Here is an 18,824-nt window from a genome sequence, read left to right on the forward strand (position 1 = left end):
CACGGAATACTGTTCCCGCAGAATTGACGTGCGGGGGGACCGCGGCGTACCCGCGTCGCGGCTGCACGGACGAGTCGGGAGCGGACACACCAAGTGCCAGAGCTGGTCGTACAACTCACCAGGGTGGGCTTCCTCGTGCTGCTCTGGCTCTTCGTGTTCGCCGCGCTGAGAGTCGTCCGTTCGGACCTCTACGCGGCATCGGGCATGCGCGTCCAGGTCCCGACCTTCGGGCGCAAGAAGGAGAAGAAGCCGCGCAACAGCAAGTCCCCGCAGCAGCTGCTCGTGACCCACGGCGCGCTGGCGGGGACGCGCATCGCGCTGGACGGCCGGCCGATCCTCATCGGCCGGGCCGACGACTCCACGTTGGTGCTCGACGACGACTACGCGTCGACCCGGCACGCGCGGATCGCCCAGCGCGGTGAGGACTGGTACGTGGAAGATCTGGGCTCGACGAACGGGACGTACCTGGACCGGGCTAAGGTCACTGCACCCCTCCGGGTCCCGCTCGGAGTCCCCATCCGGATCGGCAAGACGGTGATCGAGCTTCGCCCATGACTCTCGTCCTCCGCTACGCAGCCCGCAGCGACCGGGGCCTGGTGCGTTCGAGCAACCAGGACTCCGTGTACGCCGGCCCTCGCCTGCTCGCGCTCGCCGACGGTATGGGTGGTCACGCGGCGGGTGAGGTGGCCAGCAAGGTCGTCATCGCTTCGCTCGCCCCGCTCGACGACGACGAGCCGGGTGACGACCTCCTCGCGCAACTCAGGGAGGCGGTGGCCAACGGCAACGCCGCCATCGCCGAACTCGTTTCGCAGGACCCCGACCTCGACGGCATGGGCACGACGTTGACCGCCGTGCTGTTCGCCGGCAACCGGCTCGGGCTGGTGCACGTCGGCGACTCGCGCGCGTACCTGCTGCGCGGCGGCCAGTTCGCGCAGATCACGCGCGACGACAGCTTCGTCAACGAGCTGCTCGAACAAGGCCGGATCACGCCCGAAGAAGCGGCGGTGCACCCCCAGCGGTCGCTGCTGCTGAAGGCGCTGACCGGGCACGAGGTCGAGCCGAGCCTGACCGTGCGCGAAGCCCGCTCCGGCGACCGGTACCTGATCTGCTCGGACGGCCTGTCCGGCATGGTCAGCGACGAGACGCTGGCCGAGGCCGTGCAGATCCCGGACCCGCAGCAGTGCGCGGACCGGATGATCGAGCTGGCCCTCAAGGGCGGTGGCACGGACAACGTCACGGTGATCATCGCCGACGTGGTCGACGTCGACTTCGGCGAGGACGCGCCCATCGTGGGCGGCGCCGCCGGGGACGGCAGCGACGAACGGCACCAGGGTGACTCCCCCGCGGCCCGGGCCAGGGCGCTGACCCAGCCCCCGCCGCAGCCGCGTCCCGAGCTGCCGCAGCCGTCCGAAGATCCGAAGGCCAAGCGCCGGAAGCGGTTCCGCTGGCTGGCCGGCGCGCTGGTGGTGCTCGTCGTGCTCGCCGCGGCCGCCATCGCCACCCGGTACTTCGTGCTGAGTCAGTACTATGTCGGCGAAGGTGCGGACCAGGAAGTCGTGATCTACCGCGGCGTTCCCGGCAGCATCCTCGGCATCGACCTGCACACCTACGAGCAGGGCTCGTGCCCGCCCAACCAGGTGTGCACGGACAAGCTGCGCGTCGACCAGCTCCAGGAGGACGCGCGGCTGGCGGTGCAGAACGGCGTCAAGAAGGACAGCCTCGACGACGCCCGGAAGTACATCGACGACTTCCTGCAGCTGCACAAGCGCCTGAACAACTGCGCGCCGGCGGGCGGCCAGCCGTCCCCGACGCCGACCAACCCGGTCTCGCCGACGTCCACTCCGTCGGCTCCGGCCGGCTCCACTGCTCCGTCGTCGGCGAACCAGCCAGCGGGGAGGGACTGCTCGACGCCGAGTTCGACGGCACCGACGACGGGAGGCGGTAACTGATGAGCCAGCCCGCCGCGCGCACCGCCGAGCCGCTCGCCGCGCAGTTCCAGACGAACCCGCCGCGCGAAGTCCCGACCCGCCGCAACACCGAGCTGGTGCTGCTGGGGTTCGCCGCGTTCATCGTCACCATCGCCCTGGTGCTGGTCGAAGCGAACCAGGAGCAGGAACTGACCTGGTCGATCGTCTGGCTCGGGCTCGCCTACCTCGCGATCTTCGCCGCGGCGCACCTGGCCGTGCGCCGCTGGGCGCCGTACGCGGACCCGGTGCTGCTCCCCTGCGTCGCGCTGCTGAACGGCATCGGGCTGGTCATGATCCACCGGATCGACCTGGCCCTGGCCGAAAAGGCCGTGCAGAACGGGAAGGACTACACCCCCGCCGTCACGGCGCAGGTGCTGTTCACCGTCATCTCGCTCGGGTTCTTCGTCGCCGTGCTGGTCGTGGTGAACGACCACCGCACGCTGACCCGCTACGGCTACACCGCGGGCCTGGTCGGGATCGTCGCGCTGGCGCTGCCCGCGCTCCTGCCGTCGAGCCTGTCCGAGGTCAACGGCGCCAAGGTGTGGCTGAAGCTGCCGGGGTTCTCGATCCAGCCGGGCGAGTTCGCGAAGATCCTGCTGATGGTCTTCTTCGCCTCGTTCCTGGTGTCGAAGCGCGACCTGTTCATGGTGGCCGGCAAGAAGTTCCTCGGCGTCGAGCTGCCGCGGGCCCGTGACCTGGGCCCGATCCTCATCGCCGCGATCGCCTGCATCGGCATCCTGGTGTTCGAGAAGGACCTCGGCACGTCGCTGCTGTTCTTCAGCGTCATCCTGATGATGCTGTACGTGGCGACCGAGCGGATCATCTGGGTCGTCCTCGGCCTGAGTTTCTTCGTCGGCGGCTGCCTGATCGCCTACAACCTCTTCACGCACGTCCAGCAGCGCGTCGCCAACTGGCTCGACCCGCTCGCGACGTACGACAAGCTCGGCGGCGGGTACCAGATCGCGCAGGGCCTGTTCGGTCTCGGCACCGGCGGGATCGGCGGCACCGGGCTCGGCGCCGGCCGCCCGGACATGGTCCCGGAGGCCAACACCGACTTCATCACCGCGGCGATCGGCGAAGAGCTCGGCTTCATCGGGCTGGCCGCCGTCCTGATGCTGTACTTGCTGGTCGCCATGCGCGGCATGCGCAGCGCGCTCGCCGTGCGCGACACGTTCGGCAAGCTGCTCGGCGGCGGGCTCGCGTTCACCATGGTCATGCAGATCTTCGTCGTCGTCGGCGGGGTCACGAAGCTCATCCCGGAGACCGGTATCACCGCCCCGTTCCTGTCCAAGGGTGGTTCGTCGCTGCTGGCGAACTACATCCTGGTCGCGCTGCTGCTCCGGATCTCCGACGCGGCCCGGCGGCCCGCCGCCCGGCCGAAGCCGCAGCCCCAGCAGCAGGCGCCGATCGCCGAAGCGCACACCGTGCTCGTCCAGCGCCCGCCGGCGGACGGGGGCAAGCAGGCATGAACACCCCGCTGCGCAAGGTCGGCATGACGATGCTCGTCATGGTCGTCCTGCTGCTGGCCAACGCGACCTACATCCAGGTCGTGAAGGCCGACGACTACCGCACCGACTCCCGCAACGCGCGCGTGCTCTACGACGAGTTCGCCCGCCGCCGCGGCCAGATCGTGTCGCAGGCGAACGGCGAGGTGCTGGCGAAGGTCGACCCGTCGAACGACAAGTACAAGTACATCCGGTCCTACGTCGACGGCCCAATGTACGCGCCGGTCACCGGCTACTACTCGATCAACTACGGCTCCGGCGGCCTCGAGCGTTCCGAGGACGACGTGCTGAACGGCTCGGACCCGCGGCTGTTCGTGCGGCGGCTGTCGGACATGGTCACCGGCCGGGACCCGAGCGGCGGCAACGTCCGGCTGACCATCGACCCGGCCGTGCAGAAGGCCGCGTACGACCTGATGACGCAGAAGAACTACACCGGCGCCCTCGTCGCGATGGAGCCCAAGACCGGCCGGATCCTGGCGATGGTGTCGACGCCGTCGTACGACCCGAACAAGCTGGCGTCGCACACGTCGAAGGCGCAGACCGACGCCTGGAACTCGTACGTCAAGGACGACAAGAACCCGATGCTGAACCGGGCGATCTCGGAGACCTACCCGCCGGGCTCGACGTTCAAGCTGGTCACCGCGTCGGCCGTGCTCGAGGACGGCAAGGGCCCGGACACCCCGGTGAACGCCGCGCCGAACACGAAGCTCCCCGGCACCAACGTCACGCTGGAGAACTACGCCGGCGAAGCGTGCCCGGGCACGACGTTCAAGGACGCTCTGGCGCACTCGTGCAACGTCCCGTTCGCGGAGTTCGCCGGCCAGCTCGGCGCGGACAAGCTGAAGAAGACGGCGGCGAACTTCGGCATCGGGCAGACCGACCTGACCGTGCCGATGAAGGTCGCGCCGTCGACGGTCGGCCCGCTCGACTCGCAGGGCGCGCTCTACCAGAGCGGCATCGGTCAGCGCGACGTCCGGCTGACCCCCCTGCAGGACTGCCTGCTCGCGGCCACCGTGGCCAACGGCGGGATGGCGATGAAGCCGCAGCTGGTGCAGTCGGTACTGGCGCCGGACCTGTCGACCATCGAGGACTACAGCCCCACCGAGCTCACCGGCACGGCGGCACTTTCGTCGTCGAACGCCGCGATCCTCAAGGACATGATGATCGCTTCCGAGGGCTTCACCAAGGGCGGCGGCAAGCGCCCGGACATCCAGATCGCGTCGAAGACCGGCACCGCCGAGCACGGCACGGACTCCAAGAACACCGCACCGCACGCCTGGTACACCGCCTTCGCCCCGGCGAACGACCCGCAGATCGCGGTCGCCGTGATCGTCGAGGACGGCGGCAACCGCGGGCTCGCGGCCACCGGCGGCACGGTCGCGGCGGAGATCGGCCGCGCCGCGATCAACGCCAAGCTCGGGGGTGGATAGCGGATGCTGTCCTCGGGCCAGCTGCTGGCCGAGAGGTACAAGCTGACGAGCCGGATCGCCGTCGGCGGGATGGGCGAGGTCTGGCAGGCCAGCGACACCCGGCTGGACCGGACCGTGGCCGTCAAGATCCTCAAGGCAGAACTCTCCGGCGACGCCGAATTCCTCCACCGCTTCCGCACCGAAGCGCGGATGACGGCGTCGCTCAACCACCCCGGCATCGCCGCGGTGCACGACTACGGCGAGACCGTCTTCGACGGTGACCTCTCGATCGCGTACCTGGTGATGGAGCTCGTCGACGGCGACCCGCTGGCCGGGTTGCTGGCCAAGCACGGGCGGCTGTCGGCGGAGTTCACGCTCGACATGCTGGAGCAGGCGGGCAACGCGTTGCAGGCCGCGCACGAGCAGGGCCTGGTCCACCGGGACGTCAAGCCGGGCAACATCCTGGTGACCTCGACCGGGCAGGTGAAGATCACCGACTTCGGCGTGGCCAAGGCGGCCGACGCCGCCCCGGTCACCCGGTCCGGCATGGTCATGGGCACCGCGCACTACATCGCGCCGGAGCAGGCGCTCGGGCACCCGGCCGAGCCGGCGTCCGACGTCTACTCGCTGGCCGTGTGCGGGTACGAGTGCCTCGCCGGGCACCGGCCGTTCCTGTCCGAGAACGCCGTGACGGTCGCGATGATGCACATCCGCGACATCGCGCCGCCGCTGCCGCCGGACGTCCCGCCCGCCGCGCGCGCGGTGATCGAGGCGACGCTGGTGAAGGACCCGCGGCAGCGCTACAACAACGGCGGCGAGTTCGCGGCCGCCGTCGCCGCGGTCCGCGCCGGGCTGCCGCTGCCGACGCCGCGCGGGCTGGTCAACGCCTCGTACGCGACGGGCCAGCAGCCCGCGGTGCAGCCACCGCAACAGCAACCGCCGGTGCAGCAACCGGCGCCGCCGCAGCCGGTCCCGCCGCACCAGCAGCACATGCCGGTGGCCCCGCAGTCGCCGACGGGGAACCCGATGGTCACCATCGGCCCGCCGTCGCGGCCCGTCCTGCGCCCGGCCATGGTGCCGGTGCCCCGGAAGAAGTCCCAGTGGGGCTGGTGGGCGCTCCTCGCGGCCATCCTGCTCGTTGTCCTGGTGGCGGCCATCGTCCTCGTGGCGAAGATGATCGGCAGCTCGGGCTCGCCACCGCACACCGGCCAGACGCAGAGCCAGGTGGTCCCGGGCAGACAGCCGCCCGCGGAGCAACCGCCCGCTTCGAGCGCCTACCCGGCGGACGCTCCCGGAACGACCGACGATGGCCAGCAAGGCATCATGACCGCACCTTGGACGGAATGGAACGGCACCCAGAGATGAGCACACCCAGACTGCTCTCCAACCGGTACGAGCTGGGCGAAACGCTCGGCTACGGAGGCATGTCCGAGGTCCATCACGGCCACGACGTGCGTCTCGGCCGGGAAGTCGCGATCAAGATCCTCCGTGCCGACCTCGCCAGGGACCCGCAGTTCCAGGAGCGCTTCCGCCGCGAAGCGCAGAACGCCGCCGCTCTGAACCACCCGGCGATCGTCGCGGTCTACGACACGGGTGAGGCCAACACCGAGTTCGGCCCGCTGCCGTACATCGTCATGGAGTACGTCGAAGGCCGGACGCTGCGGGACATCGTCAAGACCGAGGGCCCGATGTCGCAGAAGCGGGCCATGGAGGTCATGGCCGACGTCTGCGCGGCGCTCGACTTCTCGCACCGCCACGGCATCGTGCACCGCGACGTCAAGCCGGCCAACGTGATGATCACGAAGAACGGCGCGGTCAAGGTGATGGACTTCGGCATCGCGCGCGCGATGCACGACGGCCAGTCCGCGATGACCCAGACGGCCGCGGTGATCGGCACGGCGCAGTACCTGTCGCCCGAGCAGGCCCGCGGCGAGTCGGTCGACGCCCGCTCCGACGTCTACGCCGCCGGCTGCGTGCTGTACGAGCTGATCACCGGCGAGCCGCCGTTCACCGGCGATTCCCCGGTCGCGGTGGCCTACCAGCACGTCCGGGAGGACCCGAACCCGCCGTCGTCGGTGAACCCGGCGGTGGCTCCCGAGCTCGACGCCGTCGTGCTGAAGGCGCTGGCGAAGGGCCCGGCGAACCGCTACCAGTCGGCGGCGGAGATGCGCTCGGACCTGGTGCGCACGCTCTCGGGCCAGCGCCCGGCCGCGCCGATGGTGATGTCCGAAGACGAGCGCACGCAGGTGATGAACGCCGACCGGCGGCAGCCGCAGCGCTACGAGGAGTACGACGCCGCGGACGACGAGGACCCGAAGGCGAAGCGCCGGCGCCGGACGCTGCTGGCCGTGCTGGCCGCGGTGTTCGTGCTGGGCGCGGTGCTGCTGATCATGTGGCTGTCGGGGTCGTTCAAGAGCGGCGGCGACGACCCGGGCACCGTGGCGATCCCCGACGTCAAGGGGCAGACCGAGCCGGCGGCCAAGAACACGCTGCGCGAGAAGGGGTTCAACAACTTCGCGCCGAACAAGACCGTGATCTGCGGGGTTCCGGACGCGTCCGGCAACACGCCGTGCACCACGGACCAGGTCAACCAGGTCATCTTGGTGACGCCCGACGTGGGCACGCCGGTCGCGACCACGGCGCAGATCACGCTGACAATCGGGCAGGCACCCGGCAAGGTGAAGGTCCCGGACCTGAAGGACCTGACCAAGGACGACGCCGAAACGAAGCTGAAGGAAGCCGGCCTCACCCTGAACCAGGTGCAGGACGTCGACGTGTCCGACGACGACCAGGTCGGCAAGGTGGTCAGCCAGACGCCGCAGGCGGGCAACGAGGTTCAGCAGGGCACCAGCGTGTCGATCTCGATCGGCAAGGGCAAGCAGCAGAAGCAGGTCCCGAACTTCACCGGGAAGTCCTTCAGCGAGGCGCAGTCCGCCCTTACCGGCTTGGGCTTCAGCGTCAAGCGCGTCGACCAGCAGTCCGACCAGCCGAAGGACCAGGTCCTCCAGCAGACCCCGAACGGCGGTTCGGTGCCGGTCGGCAGCACGATCACGCTGACCGTGTCGACGGGCCAGCCGGACAACAAGATCGAGATGCCGCAGCTGGTCGGCATGTCGGTCGACGACGCCCAGGCGAAGCTGCAGAGCATGGGCTGGACCGGTCAGCTGCGGGAGCAGTCGGACCGGACCAGCAACAAGCCCGAAGGCACGGTCACCAAGCAGAGCGTGCCGCCGGGTCAGCAGATCGACAAGGACCAGAACATCACGGTGTCGGTGTCGAACGGCTCGTTGTTCCCGACGACCAGCGGCAGCCCCTGATCCCGTCCACACGACGAAGGCCCGCACGGTTCGCCGTGCGGGCCTTCGTCGTTCTTCAGGCTTTGTCGAGAAATCCCTGCACCGCACCGAGAATCTGCTCGGCGTCACTCGCGGGACCGCAGTCGAGCTCCAGTTCTTCGGCCGCGCCGGAGCGCTTGACCTTCAGGGAGACGCGGGCTTCGCGGCAGCGCCGCAGCCAGGCGATCAGCGACCGGCAGAACACGCCGGCGGAGTTGCTGGTCACGCCGACCACGACGGCGTCGAACAGTTGAACGCGGCCGCGGAGCTCGTCCTCACCGCGCAGCCAGGCGGCCAGCTCCCTGAGCTCGCCTTCGGAGTCTGGCCCGGTGATCGCGACGATCCCCGCCGTCACCCGTTCTCCCTTCACCCGGAATCGGAGAGGACCCGAACACTAGTCGGCGCCGAGCACCCGCCGATACCCTGGCCAGGAATTTGAAGATTGCAAATTGCACTCAGGAACGGCGCTGCACGAGCCGCGCCACGACGACGAAGCTCGCGGCCAGCACCACGACGGACGTCACCAGCGCCAGTACGAGCGGGCCGCCGACCGGTTCGTCGTCGGTCAGGGCGTGCAGCAGCGGGTGGACCAGCGGGATCTTCGCCAGCAGCACGACGATCAGCGTGACGACGGCGGCGAGCACCGTCCAGCCGATCCGGTGCACGAGCAGCCGCGAACACGGCAGCGCGATGGCGATGCCCAGCAGCGCGCACGCGAGGTGGGCGAGCAGCCCGATGCCGAGCGCCGCCGGCTGGACCTTGAACGACTTCAGCGCCGACCACACCTCGGTGATCACGGTGAGCACCGCCGAGCAGGCCAGCACGGTGCAGATCGCGCCGGTGATCATCCGCCGCCACTGCCGCGCGTGGCTCAAGGTCACCAGCCGCTGCACCGGGTCCTCGATGTCGAGCAGCGCGATCGTCAGCCAGCACGACACGACGAGCAGCCCGCCGGCGCTCACCCCGAACAGCGGCAACGGCGGCGAATGCGGGTCGGCGTAGAGGATGACGCACAACGCGAGGTAGGCCAGCAGCGCCGGCAGGTACCGCTGCGAATGGCCGAGCAGCGCCAGGTAGTAGCGGGTCAGGGCGAACACGGCGCCACCTCCCGCACGGACCAGCCGTCCTTCAGCGCCCGCACCAGCACCGCGTCCACCGAGGCGACCTCGACGGTGAGCACCACCTGCGGGCCTTCGACGACCGCGTGCCGGACGCCGGGCTCGTCCGCCCAGCCGGCACCGTCGCCGCGCAGCACGATCCGCGTGGTCGGCTCGGCGCTCTCCGCGGTGAGCCTGCCGTCGTTCATGAGGTGGACGACGTCGGCGTGGTCGTGCACCACCTGGGGCCGGTGGTCGGTGAACACGACGCTCGCGCCGCGCGCCCGCGTCTCGGCGACGAGCTCGCCCAGGATCGCGTGCGTGCCGACGTCGAGCCCGGACCACGGCTCGTCGAGGATCAGCAGGTCGGGCCGCACCATGACGGCCTGCGCGAGCCCGACCTTCTGCGCGTTGCCCTTGGACAGCGTCCGCAGCGGCGCGGCCGGGCCGCCGACCAGCGCGAGCCGCTCGAGCAGCGGGTCGATCACCGAGAGGTCGGTGAGCCCGCGGATGCGCGCCATGTGCCGCAGGTAGGCCCGCGCGCCCATGCGCTGGCCGGCCGGGAACCGGTCGGGCAGGTAGCCGATCCGCGGGCTGCCCGTCACCACGCCGGTGGTCGCGTGCGAGACGCCCGCCATGATCCGCAGCAGCGTCGACTTGCCGGAACCGTTGCTGCCGAGGACGCCGACGACGTGCCCGGGCTCGACGCTCAGGTCGACGTCGCGGAGGACGAAGTCACCCCGCCCGTACCGCTTGCCGACCCCCTCGAGCCGGATCACGCAACAGCGGCCTTCTGGAGCGCCTTGGTCGCGCGCTCGAGCTCGTCGACGCGGACCGGGTCGACGGGGTGTCCGGCCGCGGCCATCCAGTTCGCCAGCATCCGGTGGCCGCCCTCGGTGAGCACCGACTCGGGGTGGAACTGGACGCCCTCCAGCGGCAGCTCGCGGTGGCGCATGCCCATCACGATGCCGGACTCGGTGCGGCCGGTGACCTCGAAGACGTCGGCCGGGATCGTGTCGGGCACCACGGTCAAGGAGTGGTACCGGGTGGCCGTGAACTCCGCCGGCAGGTCCTTGAGGACGCCGGTGCCCTCGTGGCGGACCTGGCTGGTCTTGCCGTGGAGCAGCTCGGGCGCGCGGTCGACGGTCGCGCCGTAGACCACGCCGAGCGCCTGGTGGCCGAGGCAGACGCCGAGCATCGGCGTGCGCGTCTCGGCGCACTTGCGGATGACGTCCATGCTCTGACCGGCGCGTTCGGGGGTTCCGGGGCCCGGCGAGACGAGCACGGCGTCGAACTCGGGCACGCGGTCGAGGTCCACGACGTCGTTGCGCCAGACCGTGCAGTCGGCGCCGAGCTGGGCCAGGTACTGGACCAGGTTGTAGACGAAGCTGTCGTAGTTGTCGACGACGAGAACGCGCATGTCGGCGAGCTTACCGGCTCCCAACTAGTGGACCGTACGGTAAATCACATTTCTGGTTAGGTGACCCTAACTTACCGTGGAGGGTGTGAGCCGATCTCTTCGCGTAGCCGTCGTGGGCGCTGGTCCCGCGGGCATCTACGCCGCCGACATCCTGGACAAGTCCGACGCCGACGTGACGATCGACCTCTTCGAGCGCATGCCCGCGCCGTTCGGGTTGATCCGCTACGGCGTCGCGCCCGACCACCCGCGCATCAAGGGCATCGTGACCGCGCTGCACAAGGTGCTCGACAAGCCGAACATCCGGCTGCTGGGCAACATCGACTACGGCACCGACATCAAGCTCGACGAGCTGCGCGAGTTCTACGACGCGGTGATCTTCTCGACCGGCGCGTCCGCCGACCGCGCGCTCGACATCCCGGGCATCGACCTCGACGGCAGCTACGGCGCCGCCGACTTCGTGTCCTGGTACGACGGCCACCCGGACGTCCCGCGCACCTGGCCGCTCACCGCGTCTTCGGTGGCGGTCCTCGGCGTCGGCAACGTGGCGCTCGATGTCGCCCGCATCCTCGCGAAGACGGCGGACGAGCTGCTGACCACCGACATCCCGGACAACGTCTACCAAGGCCTTCGCACGAGCCCGGTGACGGACGTGCACGTGTTCGGCCGCCGCGGGCCGGCGCAGGCGAAGTTCACGCCGCTGGAACTGCGCGAGCTGGACCACTCCCCGAACGTCGAGGTCATCGTGTCCCCCGAGGACATCGAGTTCGACGACGGCAGCATCGCGGCCCTGCGCGCGTCGAAGCAGATCGACATGGTCGTGAAGACGCTGCAGGAGTGGGCGATCCGCGAGCCCGGTAACCGGAAGAAGCGGCTGCACCTGCACTTCTTCCACTCGCCGGCCGAAGTCCTCGGCGAGGACGGCCGAGTGACCGGCCTGCGGACCGAACGCACCGAGCTGACCGGCGACGGCAACGTCCGCGGCACCGGCGAGTTCCACGACTGGGACGTCCAGGCCGTGTACCGCGCGGTGGGCTACCTGTCGTCGCACCTGCCGGAGATCCCGTTCGACCACGTTGCGGGCGTCGTCCCGAACCAGGCGGGCCGCGTGCTGGACCTGGACGAGAACCAGCTGCCGGGCGTGTACGTGACGGGCTGGATCAAGCGCGGCCCGATCGGCCTGATCGGCCACACGAAGGGCGACGCGGCCGAGACGATCGCGAGCCTGCTGTCGGACGCGGAAACGCTGACCGCGCCGAGGTACGCCTCGCCGGACGCGATCCTCGACTTCCTGGCCGCGCGCGGGATCCCGTTCACCACCTGGGAAGGCTGGGGCAGGCTCGACTCACACGAGAAGGCGCTGGGCCTGGCGGCCGGCCGTGAGCGGATCAAGGTCGTGGAGCGCGAGGAGATGACCCGGGTTTCGCGCGGCTAAGCGGCGCCGAGGTACGCGAGCACGGCGAGCACGCGGCGGTTCGTGTCGTCCGATGCCGAGATGCCGAGCTTGGCGAAGATGTTCGCCGTGTGCTTGCCGACCGCGCCCTCGCTGAAGTGCAGCCGGGACGCGATGGCCGCGTTCGAACACCCCTCCGCCATCAGGCCGAGTACTTCGCGCTCGCGCGGGGTCAGGGCGGCCAGGGGGTCGGATGCGTTGCCGGACAGGAGTTTCGCGATCACCTCGGGATCCATCACCGTGCCGCCGGCCGCGACCCGGCGGACCGCGTCGATGAACTGGTCGGCGTTGAACACGCGGTCCTTGAGCAGGTAGCCGATCGCGCCGGTGCCGTCGGCGAGCAGTTCGCGCGCGTACAGCTGCTCGACGTGCTGGGACAACACCAAGATCGGCAGGCCCGGGATCTCTCGCCGGGCGGCCAGCGCGACCTGCAGGCCTTCGTCCGTGTTCGTCGGCGGCATTCGGACGTCCACAATGGACACATCGGGGTTCTCGGCGCGCAACGCCGCCGCCAGTTCCGGACCGCTGCCGACCGCCGCGACGACGTCGAAACCGTGCGCCGCCAGCAGGTGCGTCAGGCCGTCTCGGAGGAGGTACTGGTCTTCGGCGACGACGACTCGGGGTCGAGCTGACACGGGATCTCCACCACCGCCCTGGTCGGCCCGCCGATCGGGCTGGTCAGCGTCAACCTACCGTCGAAGGCGCCGAGCCGGCGCTCGATCCCGCGCAGTCCCGAACCGCGGGCCGGAACGGCGCCGCCCGGGCCGTCGTCGGTCACCACCAGCGTCAGCAGGTCGTCGGCGAACCCGACGCCGATCGACGCGCGCTTCGAGCCGTGCTTCGCCGCGTTGCCCAGCAGTTCCGACACGGCGAAGTACGCGCACGCCTCGACCGGCTGCTCGACGCGGCCCGGCAGCGAACCGGTGACCTCGGTCTTCAGCGGGCTGTCGAGGGCCAGTGCGCGCACCGCGTCGAGCAGGCCACGTTCGGACAGCACCGGCGGGTGGATGCCGCGGATCAGCACGCGCAGTTCGGTGAGCGCCTCCGAAGACGCCGCGCGCAGCTCGGCCGCGAGCCGTTTGGCCGTCACCGGATCCGTGTCGACGAGCGCCTCGACCGCGCCGAGCTTCATCCCCATCGCGACCAGGCGCGACTGGATCCCGTCGTGCAGGTCGCGTTCGATCCGCCGCAGCTCCGCCGCCTGCGTGACCGTGACGTCCGCGCGGGTCTGCTTCAGCCGTTCGACGCGCGCGGCGAGCCGGGTCGCCTCCGTCGGCCCCAGCCAAGCCCGCGCGAAGCGGGCCTGCTGGCGCGCGAGCCACGTCGTCGGCCACAGACCGGCGACGACCATCGCCAGCACGACCGGCGTCTGCGCGAGCGCGCCGAGGTGCGTCGACACCTCCGGCAGCGGGAACCAGCCGACCGGCGACGACACGAACGGCCGCCACACCCAGAGCGCCCCGAGTCCGATGAGTCCCCGGGTGACCAGCACGATCGTCGGCAGGAGCAGGACGAACGAAAAAAGCGTGCCGAGCACGGCGCCGGCCAGGTCGCGCCAGGTGGCGCGGTCGCGCAGCACCCACCGCGTGCGGGCGTGCTGGACCGGCCAGAACGGTTCCTCGTACAACTGCTTGCCGACCTGGTAGAGCCCGTCGGGGCGCGGCACCGGCAATCCCGGCGGCGGCAGGTACGGCCGGGCGATCCGCACGCCCGTCCAGTTCCCGGCCTCCCGGCGCAGCGTGTCCGTGATCGTCCGGGTCCACAGCGCGACCGGGACCGCCAACGGCGGGAAGCCGACCATCAGGACCAGCTGCGGCAGCGAAAAGACCAGTTGCACCACGGAAAGGGCGAAGATGCCTGCCTGGTGACCCAGTGCCTCGAGGTGCCGGTGCAGCCAGTTCTTGCGCGACCCGGCGGGCGGCCGGGGGCCCAGCCACCAGCGCGTCCAGTGGCCGTAGCCGCGAAGCGCGGCGGGGCCGGCGAGCAGGGCGGCCACCGGCAGCGGCAGCGTGACCAGCGGGTTCACCAGCTGCCAGGTGAACTCGCGGCCCGCCGCCTGGTCTTCCAAGGCCCACGTCAGCCGGTGCTGCCAGCGGATCCAGAACGCACGCTTGTAGAGCTGGTTGCCGTCGCGGTACCAGCCGTCGCGCTCTCGCACCGGTTCCGGCGGCTCGGGCTGGTACGGCGCCGCGATCTCCACGCCGCACCAGCGCGCGGCCAGCGTCCGCGCCACCCTCGACCGGCCGCGCGTCCATTCGACCGCGGGGCCGAGGAAGAAGACCAGGCCGACGCACAGCAGCGCGAACGCGATCAGCTCGACCAGCACGTCGACCCAGCTGAGCAACGCGAGCGCGGCCAGCGCGCACGCCCGTCCGAGCGCCCGCAGGTACGGCATCCGGCACCTCCTTCCCCCCGAGATCTTCGCCGGACCGCCCGCGTCCGCGCACTGGCCGAAGCTCCCCGGCCGGGGTGGGGCCAGGTCCACCCCCGCGTCAGCAAAACCCTACTTGAGCTGGGGATTCAGCGTCATTCTGCGGACGGCCGCAGGTTCGTAGCTTCGAAGCCATGCCACTCATCGAAGTCACCGACCTCCGCAAGCGCTACGGCACCCGGGTCGCGGTCGACGGCGTTTCGTTCACCGTCGAGCGCGGCGAGGTCTTCGGCATCCTCGGCACCAACGGCGCCGGGAAGACCACCACCGTCGAATGCCTGCAGGGCCTCCGCCGCGCCGACAGCGGGGAGATCTCCGTGCTCGGCCTCGACCCCGCGACCGACCGCGCCGCGCTGACCCGCCGCGTCGGCGTGCAGCTGCAGGAAAGCCAGTTGCCCGCGAAGCTGCGGGTGCGCGAGGCGCTCGAGCTGTTCGCCTCGTTCTACCCGGACCCGGCCGACGTCGACGTCCTGCTGGACCAGCTCGACCTCCGCGATCACGCGCGCAGCTGTTTCGGGAAGCTCTCCGGCGGCCAGAAGCAGCGCGTCTCGATCGCGCTCGCGCTGGTGGGCAACCCCGAGCTGGCCATCCTCGACGAACTGACCACCGGGCTCGACCCGCACGCCCGCCGCGAAACGTGGCGGCTGGTCGAAGGCGTCCGCGCCGCCGGCGTCACCGTCCTGCTGGTCACCCACTTCATGGACGAAGCCGAGCGGCTGTGCGACCGCGTCGCGATCTTCGACGCCGGCTGCGTGGTCGCGACCGGCACGCCCGCCGAGCTCCGCGCCGCGGCCGGAGCATCCACTTTGGACGACGCGTTCGTCTCGCTCACGAGGAGCACGCTGTGAACACCTTCGCCAAGATCACCGCCACGGAAACGAAACTCTTCCTCCGCACGCCGGTCATGGCGATCGCGGGCCTCCTCCTGCCGACCGCGGTGCTGCTGGCGGTCGGCGCCATCCCGGGCATGACGGAACCCAGCCCGGCCACCGGCGGCGCGCGGTTCATCGACGCGTGGGTCCCGTCGCTGGTCGTCATCAGCCTCGCGATGCTCGCCCTGCAGTCGATCCCGGGCGCCGTCGCGACCTACCGCGAGCAGGGCGTGCTGCGCCGGCTGGCCACGACCCCGGTGCACCCGGCCAACCTGCTGGGCGCGCAGCTGCTGATCCACGTCGTGGTCGCGCTGGCGGGCATCGGCCTGGTGCTCGCGGCGGCCAACGCGGTCTACGACGTCCCGCTGCCGAAGCACCCGCTGCTGTTCCTCCTGACGCTGCTGCTCGGCACGGTCTCGATGTTCTCGTTCGGCCTCCTGGCGGCCGCGGTCGCCCGCACGGCCAAGGCCGCGGGCGCGTTCGCGCTGATCGCGTTCGTCCCGACGATGTTCTTCGGCGGTGTCTACCTGCCGCGGGCGTTGCTGCCGGTGGTCCTGCAGCGGATCGGCGACTACCTGCCGCCGGGCACGCAACCGCTGCAGGACGCCTGGGTCGGCACCAGCGTGCAGCCGCTGCAGCTGGTCGTCCTGGCCGGCTTCGCGGTGATCGGCACGGCTACGGCGGCGAAGCTCTTCCGCTGGGAGTGAATCCGCCATATTGGTGATGATCATCGTTTTCTCTTGTGGCCGGACCACCCGGCCGGTAGCCAGGAGGGTGGCCCTGCTCAACTTGGAGGTTCGATGTCCCTGGACGTGTCACCCGCGCTGCTGGAGAAGGCCGAGCGCGGGGAGGTCACCGACGCCGAGTTCGTCACCTGCGTCAAGGAATCCCTGCCCTACGCCTGGGAGGTCATCACCGGCGTCATCGCCGACGCCGAGGGTGCGGCCGACGGGTTCGCCGACAACGAGACGCCGCCGCCGAGCGAGGCCGCCCGCGGCCAGCTGCTGCGGGCACTGGCGTCGGACGCGATCCGCGGCGGCCTCGAGCGCCACTTCGGCGTCAAGCTGGCCTTCCAGAACTGCCACCGGGTCGCGGTGTTCAAGCAGTCCGAAGTAGACGGTGACCGCTACCGCGCGTTCGTCTCGCCGCGCGGCCAGCTGCTCAACCAGAGCCCGGAACTGCGGGACTGTTAGCCCGCAGCGCGGGGAGCACTTCGGTGCCGATCCGCGCGATGTTCGCGTACGTGCCCTCCGGCGTACCGGACGCCTCCACGAGCATCAGCACGTGGGAGACGCCGGTGCGCCGGAGGCTCGTTTCCAGGGTCCGGACGCAGTGCCCGGCGTCGCCGACGGGGTGGATGGCGCAGAGCCGTTCGGTGTACTCCCCCGGGTCCTTGGCCGGGCCCGGCCGCCCGTCGACCGTCACGTGCGCGCCGAGCCCGTCCTTCAGCCACGCGGGAAGGGCGTTGCGGACGACGTCGGCGTCGCCCACCTGGCAGAGCACGGTCGAGACGTGGTCCGCCGGCTTCCCGTAGGCGGCGACGGTCTCGGCTTTCTCCTCGTCGTCGGCGTGCAGGCCGAGCAGCAGCGGCAAGCCCCGATCGGCGGCTTGGCGCACAGCCGCCGACTTCGGCCCGCCGCACGCGACGACGACGTCCGGCCGCCGTTCCGGGGTCGGCACCAGCGGGACCTCCCGGAAGGCGAAGTGCCTTCCGTCGGCGTGCACCCGCCCGGTGGACGCCCTGAGGAAGACGTCGAGAGTCTCTTCGAAGCCGGTCTCGTAGCGGTCCAGCCCGGTGCCGAAGACCTCGAGGTCCTGCCAGGGGCCGCCGCGCCCGACGCCGAGCCGCAGCCGGCCGCCGGAGACGGCGTCGAGCATCGCCCACTGCTCGGCCAGCGCGACCGGGTGCGTGGTCGAGAGGACGCTGACCGCGGTCCCGACGCCGATCCGCGACGTCCGCCCGAGCACGTGCGCGGCGAGCGTGATCGCGGACGGGCAGACGCCGTAGGGCATGAAGTGGTGTTCGGCGAACCAGACGTCGTCGAAGCCGGCTTCTTCGGCCAGCTCGGCGGCGCGGACCGACCGGCGGAGGACGTCGCCGTCCGCCTGGCCGGGGAACCGTGCGCTGACCAGGAAGACGCCGAACCTCAGTTGACCGCGACCTCGTTGAACCACAGCCGCGGCTCCAGCCACGGGAACACCACGAACATCAGCAGCGCCACCACGCCGAGGACAAGGACCACCGCGATCGTCAGCTTCACCGCGAACGGGCCGGGGAACTTCCGCCAGAGCCAGGCGTACATCAGGCCTCCCCGATCTTCGAGAGCAGGTCGCCGTAGTCCTTGACCTGGTCCTTCGGGACCTGCTGGGTCAGCACCGAGGTGATGATGAGCCGCTCCTTGGCGGAGAACTGCGGGTGGCACGTGGTGAGCGTGAGCAGCGCGGCCTGCTGGGCCTTCGGCAGCGCGTCGGCGTCCTTGTACGGGACCGGGTTCACCGCGGTGCCCTGGCTGGGCAGCACGACCTTGCGGCCGAAGGTCTCGCTGTACGCGCCACCCTCCTCGGCGTTCGGGTCGCGCAGGGTCGAGACGCCCTTGCACTTGGGGTCGGCGCCCTTGCCGCCCGCCCAGTTCTCGACCTCGTCGTCGTAGGGCAGGACCTTGTAGATGTAGAAGTCGGTCGAGGTCTCGATCACGATCTGGTCACAGGAGGAGAGGTTGTCCAGGTCGTTGAACGGGGCGCCCTTGCCGACGCGGTGGCCGGCGACGGCGAAGTTGCCGGGCTCGCCGGGCAGCGCCGTGCCCTTGTAGTGGCCGGGGCCGACCTCCAGGGAGGCGTCGTCGGTGCCCTCCTGGATGGTGAAGTTGTAGTCGACGCCGAAGGTCGGGATGTGGATGCGCGCGAACGCCTTGCCGTCGATCAGCTCGGGGTGCAGCGTGCGGTCGTGCGCCCACTCGCCGTCGAGCTGGTCGCTCGCTTCGGACTGCTTGCCCGCCGAGAACAGGTCGGTCACGTACAGCTCGTAGACCATGAACAGCAGCACGACCAGGCCCAGCGTGATGAGGATTTCGCCGGCCGTCCGGATCGCGACGCCGCCCTTGCCCAGCGGCGCCGGCGCAGGCTTCTCCTTGGTCGCGGCGCCCCCCTTGACCGGGGCGAAGACGACGGTCTCTTCGTTCGCGCCGGGCGGCGGGGGCGGGCTGGTGTACCGGCGGGGCGGCGGGCCCTGCGGACGCCGCGGCGGCTGACCGGGGGCCTGGCGGGGCGGCATTTGCCCACGTGGGGGCGGGACCGGGCGGCGCTGGGGCGCGGGGCGCTGTCCGGGGTGTCTGCGCCGG

Annotated in this window: 19 protein-coding genes; 10 read left to right on the forward strand and 9 right to left on the reverse strand. The window is 70.7% G+C overall.

Annotated features, from left to right (window positions below):
- Positions 1 to 93: 93 nt before the first annotated feature.
- The 6 genes from ACWEVP_RS05780 to pknB are packed head-to-tail and all read left to right on the forward strand — an operon-like array spanning position 94 to position 8,198.
- A complete protein-coding gene (locus ACWEVP_RS05780) occupies positions 94 to 555 on the forward strand; it encodes an FHA domain-containing protein FhaB/FipA (protein WP_003079002.1) in 462 nt (153 codons plus the stop codon).
- Positions 552 to 1,949, forward strand: coding sequence for a protein phosphatase 2C domain-containing protein (locus ACWEVP_RS05785; RefSeq protein ID WP_452061478.1), 1,398 nt, complete (start codon positions 552 to 554; stop codon positions 1,947 to 1,949). Before ACWEVP_RS05780 ends, ACWEVP_RS05785 begins: the two co-directional genes overlap by 4 nt.
- Complete coding sequence (locus tag ACWEVP_RS05790; protein WP_452061479.1) at positions 1,949 to 3,436, forward strand: FtsW/RodA/SpoVE family cell cycle protein; 1,488 nt, start codon at positions 1,949 to 1,951, stop codon at positions 3,434 to 3,436. Before ACWEVP_RS05785 ends, ACWEVP_RS05790 begins: the two co-directional genes overlap by 1 nt.
- Positions 3,433 to 4,902: a peptidoglycan D,D-transpeptidase FtsI family protein gene (locus tag ACWEVP_RS05795; protein ID WP_452061480.1), complete on the forward strand. Its 1,470-nt coding sequence runs from the start codon at positions 3,433 to 3,435 to the stop codon at positions 4,900 to 4,902. The genes ACWEVP_RS05790 and ACWEVP_RS05795 overlap by 4 nt, the downstream gene beginning before the upstream one ends.
- 3 nt (positions 4,903 to 4,905) lie before the next feature.
- Entirely contained in the window at positions 4,906 to 6,246 is a 1,341-nt protein-coding gene (locus ACWEVP_RS05800; protein ID WP_452061481.1) for a serine/threonine-protein kinase, read from the forward strand.
- Positions 6,243 to 8,198 (forward strand): Stk1 family PASTA domain-containing Ser/Thr kinase, encoded by a 1,956-nt coding sequence (pknB, locus tag ACWEVP_RS05805; protein WP_452061482.1) that lies wholly within the window; start codon positions 6,243 to 6,245, stop codon positions 8,196 to 8,198. Before ACWEVP_RS05800 ends, pknB begins: the two co-directional genes overlap by 4 nt.
- A 55-nt stretch (positions 8,199 to 8,253) precedes the next feature.
- Here pknB and ACWEVP_RS05810 read toward each other — a convergent pair whose 3' ends face one another.
- The 4 genes from ACWEVP_RS05810 to ACWEVP_RS05825 all read right to left on the reverse strand — a co-directional run bounded on the left by ACWEVP_RS05810 (position 8,254) and on the right by ACWEVP_RS05825 (position 10,733).
- Complete coding sequence (locus tag ACWEVP_RS05810) at positions 8,254 to 8,571, reverse strand: effector-associated constant component EACC1 (RefSeq protein ID WP_436383902.1); 318 nt, start codon at positions 8,569 to 8,571, stop codon at positions 8,254 to 8,256.
- Positions 8,572 to 8,671: 100 nt separating this feature from the next.
- On the reverse strand, positions 8,672 to 9,313 hold the full coding sequence (locus tag ACWEVP_RS05815; RefSeq protein ID WP_452061483.1) for a hypothetical protein: 642 nt from the start codon (positions 9,311 to 9,313) through the stop codon (positions 8,672 to 8,674).
- Complete coding sequence (locus ACWEVP_RS05820; protein WP_452061484.1) at positions 9,301 to 10,092, reverse strand: ABC transporter ATP-binding protein; 792 nt, start codon at positions 10,090 to 10,092, stop codon at positions 9,301 to 9,303. Before ACWEVP_RS05820 ends, ACWEVP_RS05815 begins: the two co-directional genes overlap by 13 nt.
- Entirely contained in the window at positions 10,089 to 10,733 is a 645-nt protein-coding gene (locus tag ACWEVP_RS05825; RefSeq protein WP_452061485.1) for an aminodeoxychorismate/anthranilate synthase component II, read from the reverse strand. The genes ACWEVP_RS05820 and ACWEVP_RS05825 overlap by 4 nt, the downstream gene beginning before the upstream one ends.
- A 112-nt stretch (positions 10,734 to 10,845) precedes the next feature.
- On the opposite strand from ACWEVP_RS05825, the gene ACWEVP_RS05830 reads away from it, so the two are divergent.
- Complete coding sequence (locus tag ACWEVP_RS05830; protein WP_452061486.1) at positions 10,846 to 12,165, forward strand: FAD-dependent oxidoreductase; 1,320 nt, start codon at positions 10,846 to 10,848, stop codon at positions 12,163 to 12,165.
- Here the strand turns inward: ACWEVP_RS05830 and ACWEVP_RS05835 are convergent.
- Positions 12,162 to 12,818: a response regulator gene (locus tag ACWEVP_RS05835; RefSeq protein WP_452061487.1), complete on the reverse strand. Its 657-nt coding sequence runs from the start codon at positions 12,816 to 12,818 to the stop codon at positions 12,162 to 12,164. The genes ACWEVP_RS05830 and ACWEVP_RS05835 overlap by 4 nt on opposite strands.
- Positions 12,758 to 14,578, reverse strand: a complete 1,821-nt coding sequence (locus tag ACWEVP_RS05840) for a histidine kinase (protein WP_452061488.1) — start codon at positions 14,576 to 14,578, stop codon at positions 12,758 to 12,760. Before ACWEVP_RS05840 ends, ACWEVP_RS05835 begins: the two co-directional genes overlap by 61 nt.
- Positions 14,579 to 14,748: 170 nt before the next feature.
- On the opposite strand from ACWEVP_RS05840, the gene ACWEVP_RS05845 reads away from it, so the two are divergent.
- The 3 genes from ACWEVP_RS05845 (at position 14,749) to ACWEVP_RS05855 (ending at position 16,679) form a co-directional block, all read left to right on the forward strand.
- Positions 14,749 to 15,462: an ABC transporter ATP-binding protein gene (locus ACWEVP_RS05845; RefSeq protein ID WP_452061489.1), complete on the forward strand. Its 714-nt coding sequence runs from the start codon at positions 14,749 to 14,751 to the stop codon at positions 15,460 to 15,462.
- A complete protein-coding gene (locus ACWEVP_RS05850) occupies positions 15,459 to 16,193 on the forward strand; it encodes an ABC transporter permease (RefSeq protein ID WP_452061490.1) in 735 nt (244 codons plus the stop codon). The genes ACWEVP_RS05845 and ACWEVP_RS05850 overlap by 4 nt, the downstream gene beginning before the upstream one ends.
- A gap of 93 nt (positions 16,194 to 16,286) precedes the next feature.
- Positions 16,287 to 16,679, forward strand: coding sequence for an SCO5389 family protein (locus ACWEVP_RS05855; protein ID WP_206784188.1), 393 nt, complete (start codon positions 16,287 to 16,289; stop codon positions 16,677 to 16,679).
- Here ACWEVP_RS05855 and ACWEVP_RS05860 read toward each other — a convergent pair.
- The 3 genes from ACWEVP_RS05860 to ACWEVP_RS05870 are packed head-to-tail and all read right to left on the reverse strand — an operon-like array spanning position 16,648 to position 18,757.
- Positions 16,648 to 17,661: an LLM class flavin-dependent oxidoreductase gene (locus tag ACWEVP_RS05860; RefSeq protein ID WP_452061491.1), complete on the reverse strand. Its 1,014-nt coding sequence runs from the start codon at positions 17,659 to 17,661 to the stop codon at positions 16,648 to 16,650. The genes ACWEVP_RS05855 and ACWEVP_RS05860 overlap by 32 nt on opposite strands.
- Positions 17,634 to 17,789 (reverse strand): hypothetical protein, encoded by a 156-nt coding sequence (locus ACWEVP_RS05865; RefSeq protein ID WP_086865498.1) that lies wholly within the window; start codon positions 17,787 to 17,789, stop codon positions 17,634 to 17,636. The genes ACWEVP_RS05860 and ACWEVP_RS05865 overlap by 28 nt, the downstream gene beginning before the upstream one ends.
- On the reverse strand, positions 17,789 to 18,757 hold the full coding sequence (locus ACWEVP_RS05870; protein WP_452061492.1) for a class E sortase: 969 nt from the start codon (positions 18,755 to 18,757) through the stop codon (positions 17,789 to 17,791). Before ACWEVP_RS05870 ends, ACWEVP_RS05865 begins: the two co-directional genes overlap by 1 nt.
- Positions 18,758 to 18,824: the final 67 nt, after the last annotated feature.

The sequence above is a fragment of the Amycolatopsis sp. NPDC003865 genome (genome assembly GCF_053605345.1).

Coding starts and splice junctions, on each gene's coding strand:
- ACWEVP_RS05785 (WP_452061478.1), top strand. CDS start 552: ATGACTCTCGTCCTCCGCTACGCAGCCCGCAGCGACCGGGGCCTGGTG.
- ACWEVP_RS05790 (WP_452061479.1), top strand. CDS start 1,949: ATGAGCCAGCCCGCCGCGCGCACCGCCGAGCCGCTCGCCGCGCAGTTC.
- ACWEVP_RS05795 (WP_452061480.1), top strand. CDS start 3,433: ATGAACACCCCGCTGCGCAAGGTCGGCATGACGATGCTCGTCATGGTC.
- ACWEVP_RS05800 (WP_452061481.1), top strand. CDS start 4,906: ATGCTGTCCTCGGGCCAGCTGCTGGCCGAGAGGTACAAGCTGACGAGC.
- pknB (WP_452061482.1), top strand. CDS start 6,243: ATGAGCACACCCAGACTGCTCTCCAACCGGTACGAGCTGGGCGAAACG.
- ACWEVP_RS05825 (WP_452061485.1), bottom strand. CDS start 10,733: ATGCGCGTTCTCGTCGTCGACAACTACGACAGCTTCGTCTACAACCTG.
- ACWEVP_RS05840 (WP_452061488.1), bottom strand. CDS start 14,578: ATGCCGTACCTGCGGGCGCTCGGACGGGCGTGCGCGCTGGCCGCGCTC.
- ACWEVP_RS05845 (WP_452061489.1), top strand. CDS start 14,749: ATGCCACTCATCGAAGTCACCGACCTCCGCAAGCGCTACGGCACCCGG.
- ACWEVP_RS05855 (WP_206784188.1), top strand. CDS start 16,287: ATGTCCCTGGACGTGTCACCCGCGCTGCTGGAGAAGGCCGAGCGCGGG.
- ACWEVP_RS05865 (WP_086865498.1), bottom strand. CDS start 17,789: ATGTACGCCTGGCTCTGGCGGAAGTTCCCCGGCCCGTTCGCGGTGAAG.
- ACWEVP_RS05870 (WP_452061492.1), bottom strand. CDS start 18,757: ATGCCGCCCCGCCAGGCCCCCGGTCAGCCGCCGCGGCGTCCGCAGGGC.